The following is a 25,975-nucleotide window of genomic DNA, read 5'->3' as shown; positions in this document are numbered from 1 at the left end:
TGCAGAAAAGCCCTGAATATCCTGCGATGTCCTGTAAAGAGACGCTGCGCGCTGACAAATCGGCCCTGCCTGTCCCGAAATGTGCGGATTTCCAAGATTGCGCCCCAGCTCCGCTCTCGTGCGGACCTGGAACCTGTTTCAATAGCCTGTTAACCGATGCGCCCCAGACGGATGGAGCGGTCTTTCTCCATCAGCCACAGCAGCAGACGCGCGGCCTCTCCCCGCGCCGAGGTCAGTTCGGGATCCATCGTGAGGAGCGCGCGCGAATCTGATTGAGCCAGAGCCATCAACGCACCCTGCCGCTCCAGATCGGCAATGCGGAACTTCGGCAGGCCGGATTGCGCCGTTCCGATGACATCGCCCGCACCACGGATCGCCAGATCCTCCTCGGCGATGCGAAAGCCGTCCTCCGTATCACGGAGCAGCTTCAGTCGCCGCTCCGCCGTCTCTCCCAGCGGCGGCTGGTAAAGCAACAGGCATGTGGAAACAGCGGCCCCGCGGCCCACCCTGCCGCGAAGCTGATGAAGCTGCGCGAGGCCGAATGTCTCCGCCCGTTCGATCACCATGATCGACGCGTTGGGGACGTTCACACCGACCTCGATCACCGTAGTTGCGACAAGGATCCGCGCTTCCCCCCCGGCAAAGCGGGCCATCGCGGCGTCCTTCTCCGCCGGGGGAAGCTGGCCATGAACCAGCGCCACGTGGTCCCCGAACAGGCCGCGCAGTTCCCTGAACCGCTCCGTCGCGGCGGTAAGGTCGGATGTCTCGCTTTCCTCCACCAGCGGGCAGACCCAGTAGGCCTGCCTTCCCTCATGGAGCGCACGGCCCAGATGCGCGATGACTTCCTCCCGCCGCGCGGCGGACACCAGCGCGGTGCGGACGGGTGTCCGGCCCGGTGGCTTTTCGTCCAGCACCGAAAGATCCATGTCACCGTATTGCGCGAGCGCGAGGCTCCGAGGGATCGGCGTGGCCGTCATCACCAGCACATCGACCGCCTGACCCTTGGCCCCCAGCTCCATCCGCTGCGCGACGCCGAAGCGATGCTGCTCATCCACGACCGCGAGCCGCAGATCATGGAAAGCCACATCCTGCTGAAAGACCGCATGGGTACCGACGAGAATCCGCGTCTTACCGGAGGCGAGGCCGGCGAGCTTGGCGGCGCGCTCAGCCCCCTTGTCGCGACCGGTCAGCAACTCCATTGATATTCCCGCGCTTTCCGCCAGCGGGCGAAGGCTTTCGAGATGCTGGCGCGCGAGGATCTCCGTCGGCGCCATCAGAACGCCCTGCCCGCCCGCCTCCACCGCGATGGTGAGGGCGAGGAACGCCACCAGCGTCTTGCCGGAGCCGACATCACCCTGCAGCAGCCGGCTCATCCGTTGCGGAAGCGCCATGTCGGCAGCGATCTCCGCCACCGCCCGTCTCTGCGCCCCCGTGGGTTGATACGGCAGGGCGGAAAGAACGCGTCCTTGCAGAACGCCGCTTCCGGTCGTCGCCCGCCCCCGTTGACGCCGCGCACGGGCACGGGACAGGGCTAGCGTCAACTGATGCGCGAAGAATTCGTCATAGGCGAGCCGCCGCCGCGCGGGATGGTTGGGCGAAACGGCATCCGGCCCGTCCGGGGCGTGGGCCGCGCTCAGCGCTTCCCGCCAGGAGGGCCAGCCTTCGCGGGCACAGAGCGCGGGGTCGATCCATTCCGGCAGATCGGGCGCCCGGGCGAGCGCACCTTCCGCCGCGCGGAAGACGGTCCGCTGCCCCAACCCCGCCGTCAGCGGATAGACCGGCTCGAACTCCGGCAGGCGCTGCGCCTCCTCCTGCATCAGGATGTGGTCGGGGTGGACCATCTGGGCCATGCCGTCGAACAGCTCGACCCGGCCCGACACGATGCGGCGCGCGCCGACCGGCAACTGCCGCTGGAGATAATCGCCCTTGGCGTGAAAGAAGACGAGCTGGAACTCCACCGCCGCGTCTCGCACCGTCACCCGATGCGGGCGGCCGCGGGTGACAGGCGCGCTGTGCCCCAGCACCTCTACCTCCGTCGTGACGATACCGGGCAGTTGCGCGTCTCGGATCGTCTCCCGCCGCCGCCTGTCGATCACGGAATGCGGCAGAGTGAACAGCAGGTCACGGGGGCGCTCCACTTCCAACCCCGTGAAATGCTTCGCCGTCTTCGGGCCGACGCCCTCCAGCGTGTCGAGCTGGGCGAAGAGCGGCAGCAGGAAGGACGGACGATCCGCCATCACGCCCCGCCGATGAGGTCGAGCCAGCCGTCCTCGTCGATCACTCGGATCCCGAGCTCCGCGGCCTTCGTGGCCTTTGACCCGGCCCCCGGCCCCGCCACCAGCAGGTCGGTTTTGGCAGAGACGGAACCGGCGACCTTGGCACCCAGCGATTCCGCCCGCGCCTTGGCCTCCGCCCGCGTCATCTTCTCCAGCGAGCCGGTGAAGACGACCGTCAGACCGACGACCGGGCTTTCCGTGGCGCGGCTTTCGGGGGGCACGATCTCGCGTAGCTGGGCGACGAGATCGTCCACCGCTGCCCGCTCATGCCCGCCCTCCGCCAGCGTCGTGACGACAGAGGTGGCAAGTGTCGTTCCCACACCGTCGATGGAGAGGAGCTCCTGCCATGCAGCCTCCGCCTCCGGGGGGACATTCTCCCGCGCGGCCGCACGGGCCCGCGAGATCTCGGCGCGACGCCCCGCCTGCGCGGCGGCGGCCCGCTCCTCCGCTTCGGCCTCATCGGATGCGATGTTTGCGATGGCGGCAGGCTGCGCAGCATCTATCGCGGCGCGCAGCGCCGGCCAGCCGTGATAGTGGTGGGCAAGGTCCTTTGCCGCCACCTCCCCCAGATGCCGGATGCCCAGGGAGAACAGAAACCGCTCGAACGGGATCACCCGCCTTTCATCGATGGCGGCGAACAGCTTCTCCGCGCTGCGCTTGCCGAAGCCGTCGCGGTTCGCAAGCTTGGCGATCTGCGCCTTGTCACGCGCCTCGAGTGTGAAGATGTCGGCAGGGGTCTTCACCGGCAACATGTCGTCAGCAAAGAACATCTCGATCTGCTTGACGCCCAGCCCCTCAATGTCGAAGGCGCCTCGGCTGACGAAGTGCTTCAACTTTTCCGTCGCCTGCGCGGGGCAGATCAGCCCGCCCGTGCAGCGGCGCACCGAATCCCCCGGCTCGCGGATGGCGGGGCTTCCGCATTGCGGGCAGGTTTCGGGGAAATGATAGGGTTCCGTGCCCTCTGGGCGGCGCGCAAGATCCACGTCCGCCACCTTGGGGATCACGTCGCCCGCGCGATAGACCTGCACCGTATCGCCGATGCGGATGTCCTTGCCGTCCCGGATGGGGTTCCCGGCGGAATCCAGCCCGGCGATGTAATCCTCGTTGTGCAGCGTGGCATTGGAGACGACGACGCCGCCCACCGTCACCGGCGTCAGCCGCGCGACGGGGGAAAGAGCGCCCGTTCGTCCCACCTGGATGTCGATGGCTTCCAGAACCGTCCAGGCAAGCTCCGCCGGGAACTTGTGTGCAAGCGCCCACCGGGGTGTGGTGGACCGGAAACCAAGGCGACGCTGGTAGTCCAGATCGTTGACCTTGTAGACCACCCCGTCGATGTCATACCCGAGCTGCGCCCGGTTTTCCTCTATTTCCTGGTAAGTGGCCAGCATCTCCTGCGGCCCGTTGCACAGGCGGGTGAGAGGGTTGGTCTGAAATCCAAGCGCCGCGATGCGGGCGATGGCGTCGAACTGAGTGGCGGCCAGGGGCTCGCTCACCACGCCCCAGGCATAGGCAAAGAACCGAAGTGGTCGGGAGCGTGTGATCGTCGCATCAAGCTGGCGGAGCGATCCCGCGGCCGCGTTGCGCGGGTTGGCAAAGACACGATCCCCCGCCGCCGCCTGCCGCTCGTTCAGCGCGGCGAAATCGGCGTGGCTCATATAGACCTCACCCCGAATCTCCAGCACCTCCGGCGCACCGGTCAATGTGCGGGGAATATCTGCGACCGTCATCGCGTTCTGGGTGACATTCTCGCCCACCGCGCCGTCGCCGCGCGTCGCGGCCTGAACGAGAATACCGTTCTCATAGCGGAGCGACAGCGACAGCCCGTCGATCTTCGGCTCCGCCGTGTAAAGCAGCGGCGCGTTGGCGGTAAGGCCGAGATAACGCCGCACCCGGTCGTCGAAATCGCGCAACTCGCTGTCGGAAAAGGCATTTTCAAGCGACAGCATGCGGATTTCGTGACGGACCTTGGAGAAACCCTCCGCCAGCGCACCGCCGACCTGTTCGGAGGGGCTGTCGGGCCGCTTGAGGTCGGGGAAATGCTCCTCGATATCCGCGTTGCGCCGCTTCAGCGCGTCGTATTCGGCATCGCTGATCTCGGGGGCGTCCTCCGTATGGTAGGCACGGTTTGCGCGGGCCAGCGCATCCGACAGCGAGGCCAGCTCCTGCGCGGCCTCTCCGGGGGTCAGCGTCTCGACGGGTTTGAAATCGGGCATGTAAGTATCCGTCACGATCGGGCCGGGCCGCCCCTGTCAGGTTGACCCTGAATAGGGCGCAGGGCATGGCGCGTCCAGCATCACCAGAGGCCGGTCATGCTGCGCAGCACCAACGCGCCGCGGCGGGTGAATTCTGCTGGCAAGGGCAGCCCCGTCCAGACCCTTTCCGGTGCATGGAGCGCCGCCCGGAGCGTCGGGCCCGCCTGCCACGCCGCGAGCATTGCGGGTGCGGCGACACGGGGCACAGTCGCACGCCCCTGACGCGCGCGGGTTAGAGCCTCCATGCCGCGCCGGGCAAGGTCCGCGGGCTCGCTGTCGGCAGGAAGCGGATACCGCCCCCGCGCCACGAGCACCGGCACCGCCCGAAGCCAGGACGCGATCCCCGAGGCCAGCGCCAGATCACGGATCGCCGGCTCGCTCGCCGCATCGGCGCCCAAAGCTCTCGCAGCCTCCATCATGAGATTGCCGGAGGTGGCATCGAGATAGGCGACGAGCGCAGGGGTATCGGCGAAAGGCTCCTGCCAGACATCCCAGAACCGCGCTTCCGCCATGGCACGGAGCGCACCCGTGTCCAGTCCGCACTCCTGAATGAGCGTTGAGAGCGGGCCTGCGACCTCATGCGCGTGATGGGTCTTGCCCGCAGCGATGGCGTCCAGTGTATCGACCCACCATTGCAGGCGCATCTCCGCAATCATCGGCTCCCGGCTGGCCCAGGGAGCACGGGCGATCTCCAAGTTGTAGGCATAGAGCGGCCAGAGCCTGTCGCGCGCCTCCGGGCTGGCCGACATGGTGGCCAGAAACCTGTCCGGGTCGCCCTTCTCTACCAGTCTCGCACAGGCGTCGAGGCTCATGCCACCGACTCCGCCACGCCGAGGATACCCTCCACGTCGAGATGTGCCTCCATGTGATCGGCGAGATCGTTCAACACGCGCTCCACCTCTTCTCCGTAACTCAGTCCGCTGGTCAGCCCTCGCTGGGCAAGCCACGCGCGACGGAACCCGTCGGCGGCGAACAGACCGTGGAGATAGGTGCCGGCGATCCGCCCATCCGTGGAGCGTGCGCCCTCGTCCCGCCCGCCGGGCCGCACGAAGGGCCGCATGCGATCCGGCCCCTCCGTCCGGCCTGCGTGGATCTCATAACCGGAGAGACGCTCCCCGGTCAGGTCATCCTGTGCCTCCATCCGGGCAAGCCGCTTCTCGGGGGCCATCACCGTCTTCACATCCAGAAGACCAAGCCCCTCCGATACACCCGGCTCGCCATCGATACCGTCCGGATCGGCGACCTGCCTGCCCAGCATCTGATATCCCCCGCAAATCCCCAGCACCGCGCCGCCCCGTCGCACATGGGCGTGGATGTCGATGTCCCAACCTTGCGCGCGCAGGAAGGCAAGGTCACCGCGCGTCGACTTGGTTCCCGGCAGCAGCACGAGATCGGCATCCCCCGGCAAGGCGCGCCCGGGCGGCACGATGTCGAGACGGATAGACGGCTCAAGCTTCAGCGGATCGAGATCGTCGAAATTCGCGATACGCGAGAGTGCGGGACAGACGATGCGGAATGTGCCCTGAAGACCACCGGCGGCAAGGTCAAGACTGTCCTCGGCGGGTAATCTCGTGGCACCGGCGAACCAGGGCAGAACGCCATAGCCCTGCCAGCCCGTCCGTTCCGCCACCAAGGAATACCCATCGTCGAACAGCCGCGGATCACCGCGGAAACGATTTACCAGAAAGCCCCGAATCATTGCGCGGTCGGCAGGCTCGAGAATTTCCGCAGTGCCGACCAGCTGGGCGATGACGCCCCCCCGGTCAATGTCCCCCGCGAGGATGACCGGAACGCCAGCCGCACGGGCAAAGCCCATATTCGCGATATCTCGCGCCCGGAGGTTTACCTCGGCAGGACTGCCTGCCCCCTCCACGACGATCAGATCGGCGTCACGCGAAAGGCGCTGAAAACTGTCAAGGACGGCGGGCAGCAGCGTCCCCTTCATGGCTCCGTAGCCGGAAGCGGGGAGCGTGGTGCGCGCCTGCCCCTGCACCACAACCTGCGCACGGCGATCCGTCTCGGGCTTCAGGAGAACCGGATTCATGTCGGAGACAGGCTCCCGTCCGGCCGCCAGCGCCTGTAGAGCCTGCGCGCGACCGATTTCGCCGCCATCGCGTGTCACGGCCGCATTATTGGACATGTTCTGCGGCTTGAAGGGCGCGACTGAAAGCCCACGCCGAAGCGCCGCGCGGCATAGCCCTGCCACGAGAAGAGACTTCCCCACATTGGAACCGGTCCCCTGGATCATCACGGCGCGCGTCATGCCTCGTTCTCTACGCAATACCGCAGCGGAAGGCGAGGCCGGCCGCAAAAGGAACTAGGGAAAACGATGCGGCTCGCGCTATCTTTTCCTCCAGATCGCGGAGGCGCCATGTTCCAGCCGACCGAATTTCTCTCAGGGCTGTTGTCCACCCTGCTCGACCGTACACAAAGCGCCGATGCGCGCATCGTGCGCCGCCCGATCCGGGAGCTTTGCGGCGCGCTGATGTCGAGCCGGGGGGAGGTCTCCGGGGTAAGGCTGGCCAAGGAAGTGCTCGCTCGCTACCGCATCATGACGGAGGCAGAGCGGCTCGACTTCTTCCGTTGGCTGACGGAGGATATGGATCTGGACACGACGGTGCTGGCGCAGGCGGTCACGGCTTACGGCCGCGAGCCGACGCCTGCCACGCTCGCTGCTGTCACCCATGCCGCGGAGCCCCAGCGACGGGAGTTGCTCCGCAGGATCAATCAGGCCCCCGACGCCACGAACGCGCTGGTGAAGATGCGGCTCGACCTGCTGACCCTGACATCCGCCGCGCCCGAGATCGCCCGCGCCGACCTGGACTTCGTGAAGCTGTTCGAGACATGGTTCAACCGCGGATTTCTCGTCCTCCGCCCGATCAACTGGCGCAGCCCCGCGAATGTGCTGGAAAAGATCATCGATTATGAGGCTGTTCATGCGATCCACGGCTGGGGCGACCTCCGCCGCAGGCTGGAGCCGCCCGATCGGCGCTGCTTCGCCTTCTTCCATCCCGCGATGCCGGAGGAACCACTGATTTTCGTTGAAGTGGCGCTGGCGGAGGGGATCCCCGGCTCCATCCAGGCGCTTCTTTCCGCCGACCGCGCGCCGATGGATCCGGCACAGGCCAACACCGCCGTCTTCTATTCCATCTCCAACTGTCAGCAGGGCCTGCGCGGGATTTCCTTCGGCAACTCGCTCATCAAGCAGGTGGTGGAGGAGTTGAGCCACGAACTGCCCCATCTTCAGAATTTCGTTACTCTTTCTCCGATTCCCGGCCTTGCCCGCTGGCTGCGCGACAGGCCGGAGGCCGCCGCGGCACTGAAGGCGGCGGAGGCTGGAGACCTCGCCGCTCTGGCAGAGGCGAACGACGATCTTCGACATTTCGCCGCAGTCTATCTTCTGGAAGCACGGCGGGCTGACGGGTTGCCTCTCGACCCGGTTGCCCGGTTCCACCTGGGCAACGGAGCATTGGTGCATGATGTGCATGCGCTGGCAGATACGGCGCGGAATGGTCTCGCCCAGTCCTGCGGGGTGATGGTCAACTATCTCTACGAACGGGACACGGTGGAGGAGAACCACGAGAGTTTCGCCTCTCGCCGCGTCGTCGTTGCATCCAAGGCGATGCGCGCCCTGCTCAAGCCGAGAGCCAAGTCCCGCCGGTGAACGGCTCTGTCAGCCGAACAACTCGTGGCACAGCTCCAGTGCTTCCACCAGCGCATCGACCTCCGCCTCCGTGTTGTAAAGTCCGAAGGAGGCGCGGCAGGTCGCCGTCAGCCCGAGATGGGACATCAGCGGCTGAGCGCAATGATGGCCGGCCCTGACCGCGACACCCTTCTTGTCCAGTACGGTGGAGATATCATGAGGATGAGCGCCGCCGGAAAGCGTGAAGGAGAAGATTGCTCCTTTGTCCGGCGCGTCCCCCTGTACCTGCAACCAATTAAGGCCGGAGAGCCGCAGACGCGCATAATCGCGCAGGTCCCGCTCATGCGCCGCGACATTCTCCATGCCGAGGTCCATCAGATAATCGAGCGCCACACCCAAACCGATCTGCTGGACGATACCGGGCGTTCCGGCTTCGAACCTCATTGGTGGATCGGCATAGGTCACGGCATCCTGCGTGACGGTACGGATCATATCCCCACCGCCAAGGAAGGGCCGCATCTCGGCCATCCTCTCGCGGCGCATGAAGATTGCACCAGAACCACTTGGTCCGTATAGCTTATGACCCGTTATTGCGTAGAAGTCGCAATCTATCGCAGCAACGTCCACCGGCCCGTGAACGGCCGCCTGTGATCCATCAACGAGCACCGGCACGCCCTTGGCACGCGCGGCAGAACAGATGGCAGCGACATCCACACGTGTCCCCAGGACATTGGACATCTGCGTCACCGCGACCAGACGCGTGCGCGAACCGATCGCCGCGATAACCTTCTGCGGGTCCAGCGTGCCGTCTGCCTCGGGCGCAATCCATTTCAGCACCACCCCCTGACGCTCCCGCAGGAAGTGCCAGGGAACGATATTGGCATGGTGCTCCATGACCGTCAGGACGATCTCATCGCCGGCTTCCAGCCGCGGCGCGGCCCAAGCGTAGGAGACGAGGTTTATCCCCTCCGTCGTGCCGGAGGTAAAGACGATCTCTTCCTCCGACGGAGCGTTCAGAAAGCGGGCAATCTTGCCCCGTACCGCTTCGTAATGGTCGGTGGCCAGGTTCGACAGATAGTGCAAACCCCGATGAACATTAGCATATTCGTGGGAATAGGTGCGGGTTATGGCATCGATAACCACCTGCGGCTTCTGCGCAGAGGCACCGTTATCCAGATAGACCAGCGGTTTACCGTTCACCTCGCGAGAGAGGATAGGAAAGTCGCGGCGAATTTTTTCGACATCATACATGTCAGCCTCCAGCCGGGGTCAGCCCGGGCGGCATTGTGGCAAGGCTGCCAAACAGCAGCGCAAGAACAGAAGCCACGCAGAACACGGCAAAGATCACCCCCAGAAACACCCGCATCCGGCTGCGGAAGCCATGTAACTCCGTGACGAAGTTGGTCAGTAGCCAGAAGAACAGGATAACCGCGGCGAAACCTGCGACCTCACCCAGAACAGGAAGGGCGAAATAAAGGAGAAGCTGCGCGCATTGCGCAAGGACCATCACCCCCTGCAGAACGGAGACGCCAAGCAGCGTATCGGCAAACCGTGCCGTTCCCCCGAACGCGCGCCCGAAAAGCTGCACCGCTCCCACGACGATCAGCAAAAGCAGCGCTTGGATCGCGCCGGTCAGAATCGGGCTGAGGCTCGCGCCCATCAAGGCCGTGCCTCCGACGAGCCACAGGAACAGGTGGGAGAAAAGCGCGCTCGCCACCGCCACGATCAGGAAAACCTGCCAGCGTGCTGACATCGGCAGGTTGAGATCCAGAATATGGCGCAAGGCAGCGCGCGGTGTCAGGATCAGCTCACGGAGACTGAAGATGGCCATATGTCCTCACGGCATCGCCGGCTGCGGCCGCTCCGCTTCGGCAAGCGAGAGAAACCAGATCGTCAGAAAGACCGCAAGCACCACTATGCCCGAGACCGTCGCCGCAGGGGACGGGCCGACCAGACCGGCGACCAGCCCGTTGAGCAGGAAAAGCGGCGCCGATGCGAGTAAAGACCAGAAAAGCGCCACACGTGCGGCATGATAGCTGCCCCGTCCGCCCAGAAGCCGTGCGACAAGATGAGACAGGCCCGCCAGCAGATAAAAGAACAACGGCGCCAGAAACAGCCAGCCGAGCAGCGCACCCCCCAGCCGCGCATCAAGCGGGATGGCCGGATCAAGGTGTGCTTCGCGTGCAAGCCGGGGCCATTGAGCCACGAAGATAACCAGACAGGCCGCCATCAGCACCGCGAGCGCCCTGTCCTCTCTTACCCCATCCGACAAGCGACGGCGCACGACCGCCCCCGGCGTGCGATAGCTGCGCAGGATCTCGGTCGTGATCGCCATGTCGCTTCAGTGCCGGTGACGGACGAGCCAGCCCTCAAGCCGGGTCAGGATATCGCCCGCAATACCCTCATCCTCGATCTCCGCCACAGCATCGGCGAGGAAGGAGAGCACGAGCAACGTCTGCGCCGTGTGCAGATCCACCCCGCGGGAGCGCAGGTAGAACAGCGCCTCTTCATCGATGGCGCCGGAGGTGGAACCGTGGGAGCATTTCACATCGTCAGCATAGATCTCAAGCTCAGGCTTGGTCAGGAACTGGCTGTCGCCGTCGAGCAGAAGCGACTGGCTGATCTGATAGCCATCCGTTTTCTGCGCGCTCTGCTTGACAAGGATCTTGCCCTGGAAAACGCCGGTTGCGCCGTTGCGGAGCACCTTTTTGAACACCTGGCGGCTTTCGCAGCCCACTCCGGCATGGGTGATGAACACCGTGTCATCATGGTGGAAATTCGTGCCGTCGCCCACGCAGGCACCGGCGACATGCGCATTCGCGCTATGCCCCACGATATCCATCACCACCTCATTGCGCGTCAGCACGCCGTTCATAGCAAGCGTGAAGCTCTTGAACAGGCTCGCCTCGCCGATACGGGCAAAGACATGAGTGTTCACCCGCCGTTCGTGATCGCGGCCCTGAATGCGAATGTGGTGAAAGCGCGCGCCGTCGGCGACATCGACTTCCAGCACACTGTTCAGACGTCCCGCTGCGGTGCCGCTCTCCAGCAGAGTAAGATCGGAACCCTCCTCCAACTTTACGCAATGATGGAGAATAGCATCCTTATTACTTGATCCAGAACGATAAACCAGATGAACAGGCTTGGCTACCACGCCCTTGACGCGGATCATGACACCTGCTTCGGCATAGGCCGTATTCAGAGTCGCAAGCGAGCGCTGCACCGGGACTTGTCCCGCTGCCTCCAGCACACCGTAAATCTCACGCCCCCAGTGGATGTCATGCGCCAATGCATCGGCGAGCTGCTCCACCTCGATCCCGGCGAGATCGAGGTCGTCCGACGCCGCACTGTCGAAGCGACCGTCCGTAAAGACGATCTTAACGCGGTCAATATTGGCAAAAGCCTCATCCGCGGGGGAGTTAAGGGCGGCGGCAGGCGCTACTGGCTGCGTCAGAGCTGCAGGATCGGTATACTTCCAGTATTCGTCGCGGCGGGTGGGCAGGCCCATGTCGCGCAGACGCTGGAGCGCCTTGGCGCGCGCACGCTCTCCCCAGCCGCTCCCTTCCGGGACGGTCAGCGCGGAAAGCCGCGCCTCCGTAACGTCGATCTTTGCTTGCGGGATTGCCATCAGGCCGTCTCCCCCAGGATATCGGCATAACCGTTGTTCTCAACCTCCAGCGCCAGTTCCGGCCCGCCGGTTTTAACGATCCGGCCATTTGCCATGATATGCACCACATCGGGTTTGATATGGTCCAGCAGGCGCTGGTAGTGCGTGATCACAAGGAAGGAACGATCCGGCGAGCGGAGCGCATTCACCCCGTCGGCCACCAGTTTCATCGCATCGACGTCGAGACCGGAGTCCGTCTCGTCCAGAATGCACATCCGCGGCTCCAGCATGGCCATCTGGAGGATTTCGTTCCGCTTCTTCTCCCCGCCGGAGAAGCCCACGTTGACGGGTCGCTTCAGCATGTCCGCGTCGATCTTCAGCGCCTTGGCCTTTTCCCGCACGACCTTCAGGAACTCGGTGGAGGACATCTCCTCCTCACCCCGCGCCTTGCGCTGCGCGTTCACGGCGGTGCGCAGGAAGGTCATGTTGCCAACGCCCGGAATTTCCACCGGATACTGGAAGGCAAGGAACAGGCCAGCAGCAGCACGCTCCTCCGGGTCCATCTCCAAGAGCTCCTCGCCATCCAGCGTCGCGGAACCCTCGGTGACCTCGTAGCCGTCGCGACCCGAGAGAACATAGGAGAGCGTCGATTTGCCCGAGCCGTTCGGCCCCATGATCGCATGCACCTTGCCAGCTTCGACCGTCAGATCGACGCCCTTGAGGATTTGTTTATCCTCTTCTTCAAGTTTGACGTGCAGATTTTTGATATTCAACATGTTTATTCCGACGCCTAGGCGCCGTCCCTGATAATTGGCGGCGGCTTAGCCGACCGAGCCTTCCAGCGAAATGGCGACGAGCTGCTGCGCTTCCATGGCGAATTCCATCGGCAGCGCCTGAAGCACTTCCCGGCAGAAACCGTTCACCACGAGCGCTACGGCCTCCTCCTCATCCATACCGCGCTGGCGGCAGTAGAAGAGCTGATCGTCATCGACCTTGGAGGTAGTCGCCTCATGCTCCGTGCGGCTCGAATTGTTGCGGATCTCGATGTAGGGCACGGTATGCGCCCCGCACTGGTCACCGATGAGCAGGCTGTCGCACTGCGTGTAGTTGCGGCTGTTCTGCGCGCGCGGATGCATGGAAACCAGCCCGCGATAGGTGTTCTGCGCCTTGCCCGCCGAGATACCCTTCGAAACGATTCTGGACTTGGTGTTCCGGCCGAGATGAATCATCTTGGTGCCGGTATCGGCCTGCTGCATGTTGTTGGCGATGGCGATGGAATAGAACTCGCCCTGGCTGTCATCGCCCCGCAGAATGCAGGAGGGGTATTTCCAAGTGATCGCCGATCCGGTTTCCACCTGCGTCCACATGACCTTGGACCGAGCACCGCGGCAGTCCGCCCGTTTGGTGACGAAGTTGTAGATGCCGCCCCGGCCTTCCTCGTCGCCAGGATACCAGTTCTGCACGGTGGAATATTTTACCTCCGCGTCGTCGAGCAGCACGATTTCCACCACGGCGGCATGAAGCTGGTGCGTCTCGCGCTTGGGCGCGGTGCAACCTTCGAGGTAGCTCACGTAGGCGCCTTTATCGGCGATGATCAGCGTACGTTCGAACTGCCCGGTGTTCTCCGCATTAATGCGGAAATAGGTGGACAGCTCCATCGGGCAGCGCACGCCCGGCGGCACGTAAACGAAGGAGCCGTCGGAGAACACGGCGGAGTTCAGCGTGGCGAAGAAGTTGTCGGATTGCGGCACAACCGAGCCCAGGTATTTCTTCACCAGTTCGGGATGTTCCCGGACCGCTTCGGAAATCGAACAGAAGATCACGCCCGCCTTCGCCAGCTCCTCCTTGAAGGTCGTACCGACGGAAACGCTGTCGAACACCGCATCAACGGCGACCTTGCGGGCCTCCGCCGGAGTGTCGCCCGCGCCCTCGACGCCCGCGAGGATCATCTGCTCCTTGAGCGGGATACCGAGCTTTGCATAGGTCGCGAGCAGGGTCGGGTCCACGTCGTCAAGCGACTTCGGCTTCTCCGTCATGCTCTTTGGCTTGGCGTAGTAATATTGGTCCTGATAGGCGATCTCGGGGTAATGGAGCATGGCCCAACGAGGCTCCTCCATCTTCACCCAGCGGCGATAGGCGGCCAGACGCCAGTCCAGCATCCACTCCGGTTCGCCGTTCTTTTCAGAGATCAGGCGCACGATGTCCTCGTTCAGACCCTTCGGCGCATATTCGGTCTCGATCTCGGTTTCCCAGCCGTATTTATACTTGCCGGCCATCGCCTGGACGGTTTCGACCGTCTCGCGGTCGACGCCGTCACGGACCTCTGTCACCGCATCTGCTGCGGCGAGTTCAAGCCGTTCGGCCTCGGTCATCTCGCGTGCTGCCATCTTCCTCATCCTTCCGCCGGCGATTGCCGGCCATTCAAGCGACCCGCAGCCGCGCCTTGGCGCGCCGCGAGAGCCACGCTTCAGCGAAGCGCGACAAATCTTCTTCCCGCGTTCCGGGTCCGATCGACACCCGGATCGCCGATGCGGCCGCGATGTCATCAAAGCCCATCGCACGAAGCGTCCAGCTCGCCCTGACCTTGCCACTGGAGCAGGCAGAACCGGCCGAAACCGCGAAACCGGCCAGATCGAGCTGCATCACCTGCGTCTCGCCCTTCCAGCCGGGCGTCACGATGCAGGAGGTGTTCGGCAGCCGGGGACCGTCTTTCCCGACAAAAATAGTCTCTTCCGCAGCGGATGCCAAGTTTAGTTCTAGACTATTTCTAAGTTCCGCGACGCGATCCCAGACACCTTCCGCCAAATCCCGCGCCGCCGCTTCTGCCGCTGCCCCGAATCCGGCAATCCCGACGATGTTCTCCGTTCCCGATCGGCGGCCCATCTCCTGACCGCCGCCGCGTATCTGGGCGGCAAGGTCCAGCCCGCGACGCAGAACCACGGCGCCGATACCCTTGGGACCGCCGAGCTTGTGCGCCGACACAAGCCCCATGTCGAGACCGAGCCAGTTGAAGGCGAAGGGCACCTTGCCGAACCCCTGCGTGAGATCAGAGACCGCCAGCCCTTCCGGCAGGGTCTGAAGGATACCTGTTTCACTGTTGGCGAGTTGCAGCGTGGAATGCGCGGGGTCAGGTACGCTGACCTGCCCGTCCCTACCGGTTGTCAGAACAGGGTTGATCCAGGCGCCCACCGCGTCATGTTCGATCTCTGCGCCGACGAAATCACGGCTCGCGAGCGTCAGCGCCGCCGCCTCCGTCGCGCCCGAGGTAAAGACGATATCCGCCCCCTCCGCGCCAAGCGCGGCCGCGATCTGCGCACGCGCCCTTTCCACGATAGCCTTGGCCGCGCGCCCCTCGGCATGAACGGAGGAAGGATTGCCCACCGCCTCCATCGCCGCGATCATCGCCTGACGCGCCTCGGGCCGGAGCGGCGTCGTGGCATTCCAGTCCAGATAGACCCGCGCAATGTCGCCGTTCATTTCACCGCCGCCGGAGCGGGTGTCGCGTTCAGCGGCGCGGAAGCCTCCTCCTCATCCACGATGCGGAAAATCGAGGGAACCGCGGGACAGGGGCGAAGCTGGTTGCCGATGACTTCCGAGAGCCGCGTCTGATGCAGAAAGACATAGACATGGGCGGAGAGACCCTCCCAGAGCCGGTTGGTCAGCGACTGCGCCCGCGTGCCGGAAACCCCGCCCGTCGCCCCCGCCCCGGTGTGCATGGCGCTCACCGTTTCATCGACGGCTTCCAGAATGTCGGACACCCGGATGTCGGAGGCGAGACGCGCCAGCCTGTAACCGCCGCCCGGGCCACGCACGGATTCAACCAACCCCGCACGGCGGAGCTTGACGAAAAGCTGCTCCAGATAGGGCAGCGACAGATCCTGCCGACGGGCGATCTCGGCCAGCGAAACCATTCCGTCGCCTTCCGCCATCGCCAGATCGGCAAGCGCCACCATCGCGTAGCGCCCCTTGGTCGAGAGCTTCATGATACCCCCAAAGCATTGACGCGGGCCGGAAGGCTGCTTAATTGCCTTCCGTCCACGGTCGTCCGGAAACTTGGAATTATTCTAAGTGCTGCGAGGCCCGCGGTCAAGTTCGCCCCGTCCGTCGGACGGCAGGTCACAGTGAAGCGAGGATACAGGCGGCAGGATGCCCGAAGTCATTTTCCAAGGGCCGGACGGCCGGCTCGAAGGTCGCTATCACCCGCAGAAAGAGCGCGACGCACCGATCGCCATAGTCCTTCACCCGCATCCGCAGTTCGGCGGGACTATGAACAATCGCGTCGTCTACAACCTGCATTACGCCTTTTACAACATGGGCTTCACGGTGCTGCGGTTCAATTTCCGCGGTGTCGGGCGCAGCCAGGGCGAATATGATCAGGGGATCGGCGAGCTGTCGGACGCGGCATCTGCGCTCGACTATCTCCAATCGATGAACCAGAATTCCAAGCACTGCTGGGTGGCAGGCTTCTCCTTCGGCGCGTGGATCGGGATGCAACTCCTCATGCGGCGCCCGGAGATCACCGGCTTCGTGTCGGTGGCGCCGCAGGCGAACCTCTACGACTTCTCCTTCCTTGCGCCCTGCCCGTCCTCCGGGCTCATCATCAACGGCAGCGCAGACCGTGTCGCCCCGCCGAAGGATACGTCTACTCTGGTGAGCAAGCTGCGCGAGCAGAAGGGCATCACGATCACGCACGAGCAGATCGATGGCGCCGGCCACTTCTTCGAAGACCCGCATATGGAGCCGATGATCGACACGGTCACCGGCTACGTGAAACGCCGGCTGACGGAAACGACACGCTGACATCCTGCGGCCGCCCCTTCGGCGGCCGTTTTCTTCCGGCGATCCCGACGGAGATATTCCCCCATGGCCGACAGCGCGCATACCCCCTCAAATCTGGAGCGGCAGCTTGCCTTCCTTCAGGAGGCCGACCGGCTGAAGACCGTGCTTCGGGCCAGCCGCCTGACCGATGATTCCCGGCGTGAGAACTCCGGCGAGCATTCGTGGCACGTGGCGCTTTACGCGCTGATTCTCGCCGATCAGGCAGGGCCGGATGTCAGCATAGACAGGGTCATCCGCATGCTGCTGATCCACGATCTGGTGGAGATCGACGTGGGGGATACCCCGATTCACGGCACTTTCGATGCCGCGGATGTCGCGGCGCGTGAACAACGCGCAGCGGACCGGATTTTCGGCCTGCTGCCTTCGGAACTGGCTTCCAGCCTCCGCGCGCTGTGGGAGGAATTCGAGGCCGCGCGCACCGCTGATGCCATCTTCGCCAAGGCCATAGACCGGGTTCAGCCGGTCATGCACAACATCGCCCTCGGCGGCGGGACATGGCAGGAATTCGGCGTCACGGAGGAGCTGCTGGAGCGTCGCGTGGGCAGCAAGATCGCGCGCGGAGCTCCCGACCTGTGGCACCATGTGCGGGCGCTTGCCGAAGGCCATCTTCCTGCGGACCGTGCGACGGAATAACGCAGACCTCTGCAACGCCCGCTCATGATATGTCTCAAGGCGGTCGTGGAGCGCCCGCATATTGCGCGCCGGGGCGGCTCCGCGCCACTTGCCGGGATGAAGCGACCTCTTCGGGGCATGTCGTATCGTATGCCGTTGGATACCGCCCTTTCCCCCCAGTCGCATTTGCGCTAGAGGCAGGCTGACGATTCCGGCAAAGGAGCTTCTGCCCGTGTCCAAGATCAAGGTAGCCAATCCCGTCGTCGAACTCGACGGCGATGAGATGACCCGCATTATCTGGGAATTCATCAAGAAGAAGCTCATACTGCCTTACCTCGACCTCGACCTGAAGTACTACGATCTGGGCATCGAGGAGCGTGACCGCACCAACGACCAGATCACCGTCGATGCGGCCAACGCGATCAAGCAGTATGGCGTCGGCGTGAAATGCGCCACGATCACCCCTGATGAAGCGCGGGTGGAAGAATTTGGCCTCAAGCAGATGTGGCGGTCGCCCAACGGCACGATCCGCAACATTCTGGGCGGCGTGATCTTCCGTCAACCCATCATCTGCAAGAACGTGCCTCGTCTTGTTCCCGGCTGGACCCAGCCCATCGTGGTCGGGCGCCATGCCTACGGCGACCAGTATCGCGCCACCGACTTCCGCTTCCCCGGCAAGGGCAAGCTTACGCTGAAGTTCGTGGGCGAGGACGGCACGACCATCGAGCGTGACGTATTCGATGCGCCCGGCTCCGGCGTGACGATGGCGATGTACAACCTTGACGATTCGATCATCGACTTCGCCCGTGCCTCGATGAACTATGGGCTGAACCTCGGCTGGCCGGTTTACCTTTCCACGAAGAACACGATCCTGAAAGCCTATGACGGCCGCTTCAAGGATCTGTTCCAGAAGGTTTATGAGGAGGAGTTCGAGGAGGCCTTCAAGAAGAAGGGCATCACCTACGAACACCGCCTGATCGACGATATGGTGGCCTCGGCGCTGAAGTGGTCCGGCGGCTATGTCTGGGCCTGCAAGAACTACGACGGCGACGTGCAGTCCGATACGGTGGCACAGGGCTTCGGCTCCCTCGGCCTGATGACCTCTGTCCTTATGACGCCCGATGGCAAGACCGTCGAAGCGGAAGCCGCCCACGGCACCGTGACGCGGCACTACCGCCAGCATCAGGCAGGCAAGGAGACCTCGACCAACTCCATCGCCTCGATCTACGCTTGGACCGGCGGTCTGAAGCACCGCGCCAAGCTCGACAACAATCAGGCGCTGCTCTCCTTCGCCGAAACGTTGGAGAAGGTGACTGTTCAGGCGGTTGAGGACGGTTACATGACCAAGGACCTCGCGCTGCTCGTCGGGCCGGATCAGAAATGGCTCACGACCATGGGCTATCTCGAGAAGGTTGATGAATACCTGAACCGGGCGCTCGCCTGATACGAATCCCGGCTGGCGGAGCTTTCCGCCAGCCGGGCTACGCCGTGCCGCCCCAAAACGGGCCGCCCATCCGGCGCACGACCCCCTCCCCCCGTCATGACTGGCTTGTCTAAAACGGAAATCCGCTTGACCGGCGTGGTGGGCACGTCACCATGGCGCAGGGGCAATTTAGAACTTCAGGGAGAAGACATGAAACCGTTCAGCACACGCCTTCTGGCCGCCTCAGCGCTCGCGCTGATGTCGGCAGGCGCACTTCAGGCACAGACGCTTGTCTACTGCTCGGAAGGTTCGCCCGAGGGATTTGACCCCGCGCCCTATACCGCCGGCACGACTTTCGACGCCAGCGCGCATCCTGTGTACAACCGTCTGGTCCAGTTCAAGCCGGGCACCACGGAGGTGCAGCCGGCACTCGCGGAAAGCTGGGATGTGTCCGATGACGGGCTGGAATACACGTTCCATCTGCGTCCGGGCGTGAAATTCCACAGCACGCAAGCCTTTACGCCCAGCCGTGAGTTCACTGCCGATGACGTGATCTTCTCGTTCGAGCGGCAGGGGAAGGCGGACAATCCGTTCCACAACTACGTGGCGGGTGTTACCTATGAATATTATTCCTCGATGGAGATGGACAGTCTCATCAAGGAAATCCAGAAAGTTGACGACCATACCATCAAGTTTGTGCTGAACCGGCCCGAAGCGCCGTTCATGGCGAACCTGGCCATGCCTTTTGCCTCCATCGTCTCCAAGGAATATGCCGACACGCTGATGGCGGCAGGCCACCCGGAGGACTTCAACAACCTTCCCGTGGGCACCGGGCCGTTCAAGTTCGTCGCCTACCAGAAGGACGCTGTTATCCGTTACCAGCGGAACGATGACTACTGGGGCGAAAAGGCGAAGGTGGAGAACCTGATCTTCGCGATTACCCCCGACGCTGCCGTCCGGCTCCAGAAGCTGAAGGCGGGTGAGTGCCACATCATGCCCTACCCCGCTCCGGCGGATATTGAGGGCATCAAGGCAGATTCGAACCTCACCATGATGGAGGCTCCCGGCCTCAACGTCGGCTATCTCGCCTACAACACCCAGCAGGCGCCGTTCGACAACCCGAGCGTTCGCAAGGCGCTGAACATGGCGATGAACAAGCAGGCGATCATCGACGCCGTGTTCCAGGGTTCCGGCGTGGTGGCCAAAAACCCGATCCCGCCGACCATGTGGTCCTACAACGACGCCGTGCAGGATGATGCCTACGATCCGGCCGCGGCGAAGAAGCTGCTCGATGAGGCGGGTGTCAAGGATCTGTCCATGAAGATCTGGGCGATGCCGGTGCAGCGCCCCTACATGCCCAACGCACGGCGCACGGCAGAGTTGATCCAGTCGGACTTCGACAAGGTCGGGGTGAAGGTGGAGATTGTCTCCTACGAATGGGGCGAATATCTCAAGAAGTCGATGGAGGAAGGCCGCGACGGCGCCGTGATCCTCGGCTGGACCGGCGACAACGGCGATCCGGACAACTTCCTGGGTGTCCTGCTGTCCTGCGCCTCCGCGCAATCGGGCGGGGCCAACCGCGCCTTCTGGTGCAACGAGGAGTTCTCGGACCTGCTGGCCAAAGCCAAGGCAACGTCCGATATGGCCGAACGCACCAAGCTCTATGAGCAGGCTCAGGTGATCTTCAAGGATCAGGCCCCCTGGGCGACGCTCGACCACTCGACCGTCTTCATGCCGATGTCGAGCAAGGTGAAAGGCTATGTTATGAGCGCGCTTGGCGATCATACGTTCGATGGGGTCGAACTGGCCGACTGACCGGCTGGCTGATGTCTGAAAGGCCGGTGCGGCAGGCGTCGCACCGGCTCCATATTTTTTCCGGAAGAAGCGCGAAACATGATCCGGTTCATCCTTGGCAAGTTTCTCTACCTGATCCCCACCTTCCTCGGCATCACGATCGTGGCTTTCGGTTTCGTCCGCATCCTGCCCGGCGATCCGGTCCTGCTGATGGCGGGTGAGCGCGGCATCTCCCCGGAGCGCTATGCGCAGCTTTCCCATCAACTCGGCTACGACAAACCGATTTGGCAGCAGTACCTGGACTTCCTCTGGCGGCTGGCTCACGGCGATCTGGGCAATTCCATCGTCACGAAGAAGCCCGTTCTGACGGAGTTTCTCGCACTCTTTCCGGCCACGATCGAACTTGGCCTGTGCGCCATTCTGATCGCAACGCTGGTGGGCGTGCCGGTGGGTGTGATCGCGGCGATCAAGCGCGGCTCTTGGTTCGACCAGCTTGCCATGACGACGGCGCTTGTCGGTTTTTCCATGCCGATCTTCTGGTGGGGGTTGCTGCTCATCATCCTGTTCTCGGGCACTCTGGGCTGGACACCGGTTTCCGGCCGTATCTCCCTGATGTATTTCTTTCCGCAGGTGACCGGCTTTATGCTGATTGACAGCCTGCTCTCAGGGCAGAAGGGCGCCTTCGCCTCCGCGGTCTCGCACCTGATCCTGCCGTCCGTCGTGCTGGCGACGATCCCCCTTGCAGTGATCGCCCGTCAGACCCGCTCCGCCATGCTGGAAGTGATGGGCGAGGATTACGTTCGCACCGCCAAGGCCAAGGGCCTGTCAGAGGGACGTGTCGTGGGGGTTCATGCGCTGCGCAATGCAATGATCCCGGTCGTCACCACCATCGGCCTGCAGATCGGCGTGCTTCTGGCGGGTGCGATCCTGACGGAGACGATCTTCTCCTGGCCCGGCATCGGCAAGTGGATGATCGATTCCATCTCCCGCCGGGACTATCCCGTGGTGCAGAGCGGTCTGCTCCTCATCGCGGCCGTGGTCATGATCGTGAACCTGATCGTGGACCTGACCTACGGCCTCATCAATCCCCGCATCCGGCATCAGTGAGGCGCGCATGACCGATACCTCCTCCACCGCTCCGGCAAAGCTCTCCGACGCCGCCATCCGTCGGCGCATGTTCGCGGATTTCTGGTTTTATTTCAGCGAGAACCGGGGTGCCGTCGTCGGACTGGCAATCTTTGTCCTGCTCGTTCTCGTGGCGATATTCGCGTCGCTCATCGCCCCGCATGACCCCGCGATGCAATATCGCGACTCCCTCCTCGTCCCGCCGATCTGGCAGGAGGGCGGTAAATCCGGCTTCCTGCTGGGCACGGATGCGGTGGGACGGGACATCCTTTCCCGCCTGATCTATGGCGCGCAGTATTCGCTGTTCATCGGTATCGTGGTGGTGGCGGTCGCCCTGATCGGCGGCATCATCATCGGCCTGGTCGCCGGATATTTCGGCGGTTGGGTGGATACGGTCATCATGCGCTTGATGGACGTGATCCTCGCCTTCCCCTCGCTTTTGCTGGCGCTCGTGCTGGTGGCGGTGCTGGGGCCGGGACTGGTCAACGCGATGATCGCCATCGCCATCGTCTATCAGCCGCATTTCGCCCGCCTTACCCGTGCGGCCGTCATGGGCGAGAAGCGGCGAGAATATGTCACCGCCGCCAGGGTGGCGGGCGCGGGCAACCTGCGGCTTATGTTCAAGACGATCCTGCCCAACTGCCTCGCCCCGCTGATCGTGCAGGGCACGCTCTCCTTCTCCAACGCGGTGCTGGATGCGGCGGCGCTCGGCTTTCTCGGCATGGGCGCTCAACCGCCGACGCCGGAATGGGGCACCATGCTGGCCGAAGCGCGGGAGTTCATCCTGCGCGCCTGGTGGGTGGTGACCTTCCCCGGCCTCGCCATCCTCATCACGGTGCTCGCCATCAACGTCATGGGCGACGGGCTGCGCGACGCGCTGGACCCCAAGCTGAAGAGGGGCTGAGATGCCGCTGCTCGAGATCAAGAACCTCACCGTGCGCTTTGCCACCGCGACGGGCCCCTTCACTGCCGTGGACGGGGTCGATGTGTCGGTGGATGCGGGCGAGGTGCTGGCCATCGTCGGTGAGTCCGGTTCCGGCAAATCGGTTTCCATGCTGGCAGTCATGGGACTGCTTCCGGACAGCGCGACCGTCACCGCCGATGCCATGCGCTTCGACGGACGCGACATGCTGACGCTGACACCAAGAGAACGGCGCAGGATCATCGGACGTGAAATCACGATGATCTTCCAGGAACCGATCGCTTCGCTCAATCCCTCCTTTACCGCTGGCTTCCAGATTGAGGAGGTGCTGCGGCTGAACCTCGGCCTGTCGCGCTCCGCGGCGCGAGCACGCGCCCTGGACCTGTTCCGGGCGGTCGGGCTGCCTGACCCGGAGGGCAAGCTCAAAGCCTATCCGCACCAGATGTCCGGGGGGCAGTGCCAGCGGGTGATGATCGCCATCGCCATCGCTTCCAATCCGCGTGTGCTCATTGCGGACGAACCCACGACCGCGCTGGACGTTACGATCCAGAAACAGATCCTCGATCTCGTCATGGATTTGCAGGAAAAATACGGCATGGCGCTCATCATGATTACTCACGACATGGGCGTTGTGGCAGAAACGGCGGATCGGGTAATCGTGCAATACAAGGGCCGGAAGATGGAGGAAGCCGACGTGCTGACCCTCTTTGAATCGCCGAAAACCGCCTATACGCGTGCCCTCCTCTCGGCTCTGCCGGAGAATGCGACGGGTGATCGGCTACCCACGGTAGCCGATTTCATGGCCGGGGAGGCAAACCAATGATTGTTGTCGAAGGCCGCGGAATCACGCAGGACTACGATCTCCCGGGTGGGATGTTCTCCAAAAAGGGAACGTTCCGTGCGGTGAAAGGCGTGGATTTTGCGGTCGCAAAAGGCAAAACGCTGGCGATAGTCGGAGAATCCGGCTCGGGCAAATCGACTCTTGCCCGGATCATCGCGCTCATCGACCCCCAATCGGGCGGCGAGCTGAAAATCACCGGCAACAGCGTGAACATCGGCAAGACGCGCTTGACGCATGAGATGCGGTCAAAGGTGCAGATGGTGTTTCAGAACCCCTATGGCTCGCTCAATCCGCGCCAGAAGGTCGGTGATGTGCTCACGGAGCCCCTGCTGCTCAACACCTCCATCCCTGCTGCCGAACGGCGTGATCTTGCAGAGCAGATGCTGGTGAAGGTCGGCTTGGGACCGGAGCATTTCAACCGCTATCCGCATATGTTCTCTGGCGGGCAACGCCAGCGGATCGCCATCGCGCGGGCGCTCATGCTGAAGCCTTCGCTGCTGGTGCTGGATGAGCCGGTGTCCGCGCTTGATCTCTCTGTTCAGGCGCAAGTGCTGAACCTGCTCGCCGATCTGCAGGAGGAGTTCGAGCTGACCTACGTCTTCATCAGTCACGACCTATCGGTGGTGAACTACATCGCCGACGAGGTTATGGTGCTCTACAAGGGTGAGGCTGTGGAACAGGCCAGCCGGGATGAAATTTTCTCGAACCCAAAACACGCCTATACGAAGGAACTGTTCGCCGCCACGCCTGTCACTGATCTGGACGCGATCCGTGCCCGCGTCGCTCGTCGTGCAAGCAGTCGCGCCGCACGGGTAGCTGCGGCGGAAGCGAGAGTATCCGCAGACAGATAATAAAATAATATCAGAAAATTAACCGACACTGTAAACAGATTGCACGAAGCCATTGGGCCAGCTTCTGGTGGCTTCGTGGCGAAGCGCGATCTCTCCGGTATCACAGAAAAGCGGGATACCTTCTCCAAGCAGGACCGGTAGCCGGGTGATGGTCATCTGCTCGATCAGCCCCGCCCGCAGAAAGGCTGAGACGACCGCCCCCCCGTCCACATAGACGCGCCGCGCGCCCTGCCGGCCGAGTTCCTCCATGACAGTCACGGGGTCCCGGTCCCGTATCGCCACTCGTCCGCCCGTATCGCAGGCGCGGCAAGGCGGCAGCGTGCGGCTCAGCACCGTCACCGGCTTATCATAGGGCCACGCGCCGAAGCTCAGAACCTTCTCATAGCTCTTGCGGCCCAGAACAAGCGCATCGACCCGCGCCATGAGTTCGGAATAGCCGAAATCCTCTCCTTCTGGGAGCGGGCAGCTTGTTAACCAAGAAACATCTCCATCGGGTCGAGCGATGTAGCCATCCAACGAGGTGGCGATAAAGACTTCCCCTTCGGGCATTTCCATGGTGGGTCTCCTTGACCCATCCTATGTCGGTTCGCTCCCCCCGCTTCGCAAGACCGTAGCCCGGTCTCGTCGCACAAGCGGGGCGGAGGCGACACACCTTCCGCCCCGCTTCGAATACTGCCGCGCACCCTGCGCGTGTCGCCCGTAGCTTATCCGCCTCGGCGGCTGAACAGCACGCGTCTGTCGAGGGACGACATGATCTTCGCTTCCGGGAAACAGGGCCGGTTCGCGGCCTGCATCTGGACTGTCTGGTCTCGACAACCCTGAGCGGAGGATGCCACGAATTTAGCGCTGGAAAGCCTTTCGCCGACGCGGCATCAAAGCGCCATGAGCCAAAAAGACAAACCGACCCGCCACACCGGCTTCGAGGACACACAAGGTATCGTCTTCGGCGCCATGATGTGCGCCCTGGGCATTCAGTTTCTAGCCTTTCACGGTTTCATGACCGGTCAGACGGCGGGTCTTGCCCTGCTCATAAGCTATGCGACAGGCTGGGGATTCGGGCCGGTTTTCTTTGTGATAAACCTGCCGTTCTATTGGCTTGGATACCGCAGAATCGGCCTGTCGTTCACGTTGAAGAGCTTTGCTTCGGTCGCGCTCATGTCCGTCCTGGCAGCGCTCCTTCCACACTATCTCAGCTTTGAAATGCTGTCGGAGCCGGTGGCAGCAGTTCTTTTCGGCTGCACCACAGGCGCAGGTCTGCTGGCACTTTTCCGTCACGGCTCCAGCCTTGGCGGCGTAGGAGTGGTCGCGCTCTATCTTCAGGACAGCACTGGTATCCGCGCGGGCTGGGTCCAGATGGGTTTCGACGTGGCGCTTTTCGCCGTCGCCCTGTGGTGGGTGCCGCTCGACCGGCTGATCTGGTCGGTCTTGGGTGTCGTCGTGGTCAATCTTGTCATTGCCATCAACCACCGCCGTGATCGCTACGTCGCGATGTAGGATGTCCACGCGACGGCTATGAAACCTCGCCCTCCCGAGCGACACAGGCAAATCCCGCGCGGGACGCGATAGGCTCACATAGGCTCAGCTGGTTTATGGCGGAGAGAGAGGGATTCGAACCCTCGAGACGGTTCCCCGCCTACACACTTTCCAGGCGTGCGCCTTCGACCACTCGGCCACCTCTCCGTGGCGGGCTTCCTAACGCGGGTTTTGGTTGGGGGCAAGGGGGTCTGAACAGACTATTGCGGTTCCCCGCTCAGGATGAGACACATAATCATCACTTCATAGCAAGCCCC

Annotated in this window: 23 protein-coding genes and 1 tRNA gene; 10 read left to right on the top strand and 14 right to left on the bottom strand. The window is 63.3% G+C overall.

Translation table 11 applies throughout. The features are described from left to right. Window positions 1-149: 149 nt before the first annotated feature. The 4 genes from recG to CG51_RS01855 form a co-directional block, all read right to left on the bottom strand. Window positions 150-2,237 carry an ATP-dependent DNA helicase RecG gene (recG, locus tag CG51_RS01870; protein WP_035741095.1) on the bottom strand — a complete coding sequence of 696 codons (2,088 nt, stop codon included), beginning with the start codon at window positions 2,235-2,237 and terminating at the stop codon, window positions 150-152. Beyond that, complete coding sequence (gene ligA, locus CG51_RS01865; RefSeq protein ID WP_035741093.1) at window positions 2,237-4,489, bottom strand: NAD-dependent DNA ligase LigA; 2,253 nt, start codon at window positions 4,487-4,489, stop codon at window positions 2,237-2,239. Before ligA ends, recG begins: the two co-directional genes overlap by 1 nt. Window positions 4,490-4,569: 80 nt before the next feature. Further along, a complete protein-coding gene (locus CG51_RS01860) occupies window positions 4,570-5,340 on the bottom strand; it encodes a squalene/phytoene synthase family protein (protein WP_035741091.1) in 771 nt (256 codons plus the stop codon). Next, window positions 5,337-6,791 (bottom strand): cobyric acid synthase, encoded by a 1,455-nt coding sequence (locus CG51_RS01855; RefSeq protein ID WP_035741090.1) that lies wholly within the window; start codon window positions 6,789-6,791, stop codon window positions 5,337-5,339. Before CG51_RS01855 ends, CG51_RS01860 begins: the two co-directional genes overlap by 4 nt. Window positions 6,792-6,899: 108 nt before the next feature. Here CG51_RS01855 and CG51_RS01850 point away from each other — a divergent pair, with 108 nt between their 5' ends. Then, window positions 6,900-8,192, top strand: a complete 1,293-nt coding sequence (locus CG51_RS01850) for a malonyl-CoA decarboxylase domain-containing protein (protein ID WP_035741088.1) — start codon at window positions 6,900-6,902, stop codon at window positions 8,190-8,192. Between the two features lie 9 nt (window positions 8,193-8,201). Here CG51_RS01850 and CG51_RS01845 read toward each other — a convergent pair whose 3' ends face one another. The 8 genes from CG51_RS01845 to iscR are packed head-to-tail and all read right to left on the bottom strand — an operon-like array spanning window position 8,202 to window position 15,761. Next, entirely contained in the window at window positions 8,202-9,422 is a 1,221-nt protein-coding gene (locus tag CG51_RS01845) for a cysteine desulfurase (RefSeq protein WP_035741087.1), read from the bottom strand. Between the two features lies 1 nt (window position 9,423). After that, window positions 9,424-10,002, bottom strand: coding sequence for a YIP1 family protein (locus CG51_RS01840; RefSeq protein ID WP_051929972.1), 579 nt, complete (start codon window positions 10,000-10,002; stop codon window positions 9,424-9,426). 6 nt (window positions 10,003-10,008) lie between these two features. Next, entirely contained in the window at window positions 10,009-10,506 is a 498-nt protein-coding gene (locus CG51_RS01835; protein WP_035741086.1) for a YIP1 family protein, read from the bottom strand. A gap of 6 nt (window positions 10,507-10,512) precedes the next feature. Beyond that, on the bottom strand, window positions 10,513-11,799 hold the full coding sequence (locus tag CG51_RS01830; protein WP_035741085.1) for a SufB/SufD family protein: 1,287 nt from the start codon (window positions 11,797-11,799) through the stop codon (window positions 10,513-10,515). Continuing rightward, window positions 11,799-12,554, bottom strand: coding sequence for a Fe-S cluster assembly ATPase SufC (gene sufC, locus CG51_RS01825; protein WP_035741084.1), 756 nt, complete (start codon window positions 12,552-12,554; stop codon window positions 11,799-11,801). The genes CG51_RS01830 and sufC overlap by 1 nt, the downstream gene beginning before the upstream one ends. 45 nt (window positions 12,555-12,599) lie before the next feature. Continuing rightward, a complete protein-coding gene (gene sufB / locus CG51_RS01820) occupies window positions 12,600-14,150 on the bottom strand; it encodes a Fe-S cluster assembly protein SufB (protein WP_035741332.1) in 1,551 nt (516 codons plus the stop codon). 49 nt (window positions 14,151-14,199) lie between these two features. Continuing rightward, window positions 14,200-15,243 (bottom strand): cysteine desulfurase family protein, encoded by a 1,044-nt coding sequence (locus tag CG51_RS01815; protein WP_035741330.1) that lies wholly within the window; start codon window positions 15,241-15,243, stop codon window positions 14,200-14,202. 8 nt (window positions 15,244-15,251) lie between these two features. Continuing rightward, on the bottom strand, window positions 15,252-15,761 hold the full coding sequence (gene iscR / locus CG51_RS01810; protein ID WP_051929971.1) for a Fe-S cluster assembly transcriptional regulator IscR: 510 nt from the start codon (window positions 15,759-15,761) through the stop codon (window positions 15,252-15,254). A gap of 163 nt (window positions 15,762-15,924) precedes the next feature. Here iscR and CG51_RS01805 point away from each other — a divergent pair, with 163 nt between their 5' ends. From CG51_RS01805 to CG51_RS01770, 8 genes are all read left to right on the top strand, one after another. Beyond that, on the top strand, window positions 15,925-16,578 hold the full coding sequence (locus tag CG51_RS01805) for an alpha/beta hydrolase (RefSeq protein WP_035741083.1): 654 nt from the start codon (window positions 15,925-15,927) through the stop codon (window positions 16,576-16,578). Window positions 16,579-16,641: 63 nt separating this feature from the next. Continuing rightward, window positions 16,642-17,250, top strand: a complete 609-nt coding sequence (locus tag CG51_RS01800; RefSeq protein WP_035741082.1) for an HD domain-containing protein — start codon at window positions 16,642-16,644, stop codon at window positions 17,248-17,250. A 211-nt stretch (window positions 17,251-17,461) separates the two neighbouring features. Next, window positions 17,462-18,673, top strand: a complete 1,212-nt coding sequence (locus CG51_RS01795; protein WP_035741081.1) for an NADP-dependent isocitrate dehydrogenase — start codon at window positions 17,462-17,464, stop codon at window positions 18,671-18,673. Window positions 18,674-18,862: 189 nt separating this feature from the next. Further along, on the top strand, window positions 18,863-20,467 hold the full coding sequence (locus CG51_RS01790) for an ABC transporter substrate-binding protein (protein WP_035741079.1): 1,605 nt from the start codon (window positions 18,863-18,865) through the stop codon (window positions 20,465-20,467). Window positions 20,468-20,545: 78 nt separating this feature from the next. Beyond that, complete coding sequence (locus CG51_RS01785; RefSeq protein ID WP_035741077.1) at window positions 20,546-21,553, top strand: ABC transporter permease subunit; 1,008 nt, start codon at window positions 20,546-20,548, stop codon at window positions 21,551-21,553. Between the two features lie 7 nt (window positions 21,554-21,560). Then, the gene (locus CG51_RS01780; RefSeq protein WP_035741075.1) at window positions 21,561-22,475 is read left to right on the top strand and encodes an ABC transporter permease subunit; all 915 of its coding nucleotides are present in this window, start codon (window positions 21,561-21,563) and stop codon (window positions 22,473-22,475) included. A 1-nt stretch (window position 22,476) separates the two neighbouring features. Continuing rightward, window positions 22,477-23,316, top strand: a complete 840-nt coding sequence (locus CG51_RS01775) for an ABC transporter ATP-binding protein (RefSeq protein WP_035741326.1) — start codon at window positions 22,477-22,479, stop codon at window positions 23,314-23,316. After that, entirely contained in the window at window positions 23,313-24,185 is an 873-nt protein-coding gene (locus CG51_RS01770; protein ID WP_051929970.1) for an ATP-binding cassette domain-containing protein, read from the top strand. Before CG51_RS01775 ends, CG51_RS01770 begins: the two co-directional genes overlap by 4 nt. A gap of 18 nt (window positions 24,186-24,203) precedes the next feature. Here the strand turns inward: CG51_RS01770 and CG51_RS01765 are convergent, their stop codons facing one another. Continuing rightward, window positions 24,204-24,740: a dihydrofolate reductase family protein gene (locus tag CG51_RS01765; protein WP_198947707.1), complete on the bottom strand. Its 537-nt coding sequence runs from the start codon at window positions 24,738-24,740 to the stop codon at window positions 24,204-24,206. 327 nt (window positions 24,741-25,067) lie between these two features. Between CG51_RS01765 and CG51_RS01760 the strand changes: the two genes are divergently transcribed. Beyond that, complete coding sequence (locus CG51_RS01760; RefSeq protein ID WP_035741073.1) at window positions 25,068-25,679, top strand: YitT family protein; 612 nt, start codon at window positions 25,068-25,070, stop codon at window positions 25,677-25,679. Window positions 25,680-25,775: 96 nt separating this feature from the next. Here the strand turns inward: CG51_RS01760 and CG51_RS01755 are convergent. Then, window positions 25,776-25,865 (bottom strand) — tRNA-Ser (locus CG51_RS01755). Window positions 25,866-25,975 lie beyond the last annotated feature (110 nt).

This window comes from Haematobacter missouriensis (assembly GCF_000740775.1).
In the GTDB taxonomy this organism is placed as follows: domain Bacteria; phylum Pseudomonadota; class Alphaproteobacteria; order Rhodobacterales; family Rhodobacteraceae; genus Haematobacter; species Haematobacter missouriensis.
The sequence above is the reverse complement of the archived record's forward strand: the minus strand, read 5'-3'. Positions and strand labels throughout refer to the sequence as shown.

What these genes read in the sequence shown, in the direction of transcription:
- CG51_RS01765 (WP_198947707.1), bottom strand. Translation starts at nt 24,740, where the DNA reads ATGGAAATGCCCGAAGGGGAAGTCTTTATCGCCACCTCGTTGGATGGC.
- CG51_RS01845 (WP_035741087.1), bottom strand. Translation starts at nt 9,422, where the DNA reads ATGTATGATGTCGAAAAAATTCGCCGCGACTTTCCTATCCTCTCTCGC.
- CG51_RS01840 (WP_051929972.1), bottom strand. Translation starts at nt 10,002, where the DNA reads ATGGCCATCTTCAGTCTCCGTGAGCTGATCCTGACACCGCGCGCTGCC.
- recG (WP_035741095.1), bottom strand. Translation starts at nt 2,237, where the DNA reads ATGGCGGATCGTCCGTCCTTCCTGCTGCCGCTCTTCGCCCAGCTCGAC.
- CG51_RS01860 (WP_035741091.1), bottom strand. Translation starts at nt 5,340, where the DNA reads ATGAGCCTCGACGCCTGTGCGAGACTGGTAGAGAAGGGCGACCCGGAC.
- CG51_RS01850 (WP_035741088.1), top strand. Translation starts at nt 6,900, where the DNA reads ATGTTCCAGCCGACCGAATTTCTCTCAGGGCTGTTGTCCACCCTGCTC.
- CG51_RS01835 (WP_035741086.1), bottom strand. Translation starts at nt 10,506, where the DNA reads ATGGCGATCACGACCGAGATCCTGCGCAGCTATCGCACGCCGGGGGCG.
- CG51_RS01780 (WP_035741075.1), top strand. Translation starts at nt 21,561, where the DNA reads ATGACCGATACCTCCTCCACCGCTCCGGCAAAGCTCTCCGACGCCGCC.
- sufB (WP_035741332.1), bottom strand. Translation starts at nt 14,150, where the DNA reads ATGACCGAGGCCGAACGGCTTGAACTCGCCGCAGCAGATGCGGTGACA.
- sufC (WP_035741084.1), bottom strand. Translation starts at nt 12,554, where the DNA reads ATGTTGAATATCAAAAATCTGCACGTCAAACTTGAAGAAGAGGATAAA.
- CG51_RS01760 (WP_035741073.1), top strand. Translation starts at nt 25,068, where the DNA reads ATGAGCCAAAAAGACAAACCGACCCGCCACACCGGCTTCGAGGACACA.
- CG51_RS01775 (WP_035741326.1), top strand. Translation starts at nt 22,477, where the DNA reads ATGCCGCTGCTCGAGATCAAGAACCTCACCGTGCGCTTTGCCACCGCG.
- ligA (WP_035741093.1), bottom strand. Translation starts at nt 4,489, where the DNA reads ATGCCCGATTTCAAACCCGTCGAGACGCTGACCCCCGGAGAGGCCGCG.
- CG51_RS01805 (WP_035741083.1), top strand. Translation starts at nt 15,925, where the DNA reads ATGCCCGAAGTCATTTTCCAAGGGCCGGACGGCCGGCTCGAAGGTCGC.
- CG51_RS01855 (WP_035741090.1), bottom strand. Translation starts at nt 6,791, where the DNA reads ATGACGCGCGCCGTGATGATCCAGGGGACCGGTTCCAATGTGGGGAAG.
- iscR (WP_051929971.1), bottom strand. Translation starts at nt 15,761, where the DNA reads ATGAAGCTCTCGACCAAGGGGCGCTACGCGATGGTGGCGCTTGCCGAT.
- CG51_RS01830 (WP_035741085.1), bottom strand. Translation starts at nt 11,799, where the DNA reads ATGGCAATCCCGCAAGCAAAGATCGACGTTACGGAGGCGCGGCTTTCC.
- CG51_RS01800 (WP_035741082.1), top strand. Translation starts at nt 16,642, where the DNA reads ATGGCCGACAGCGCGCATACCCCCTCAAATCTGGAGCGGCAGCTTGCC.
- CG51_RS01785 (WP_035741077.1), top strand. Translation starts at nt 20,546, where the DNA reads ATGATCCGGTTCATCCTTGGCAAGTTTCTCTACCTGATCCCCACCTTC.
- CG51_RS01770 (WP_051929970.1), top strand. Translation starts at nt 23,313, where the DNA reads ATGATTGTTGTCGAAGGCCGCGGAATCACGCAGGACTACGATCTCCCG.
- CG51_RS01790 (WP_035741079.1), top strand. Translation starts at nt 18,863, where the DNA reads ATGAAACCGTTCAGCACACGCCTTCTGGCCGCCTCAGCGCTCGCGCTG.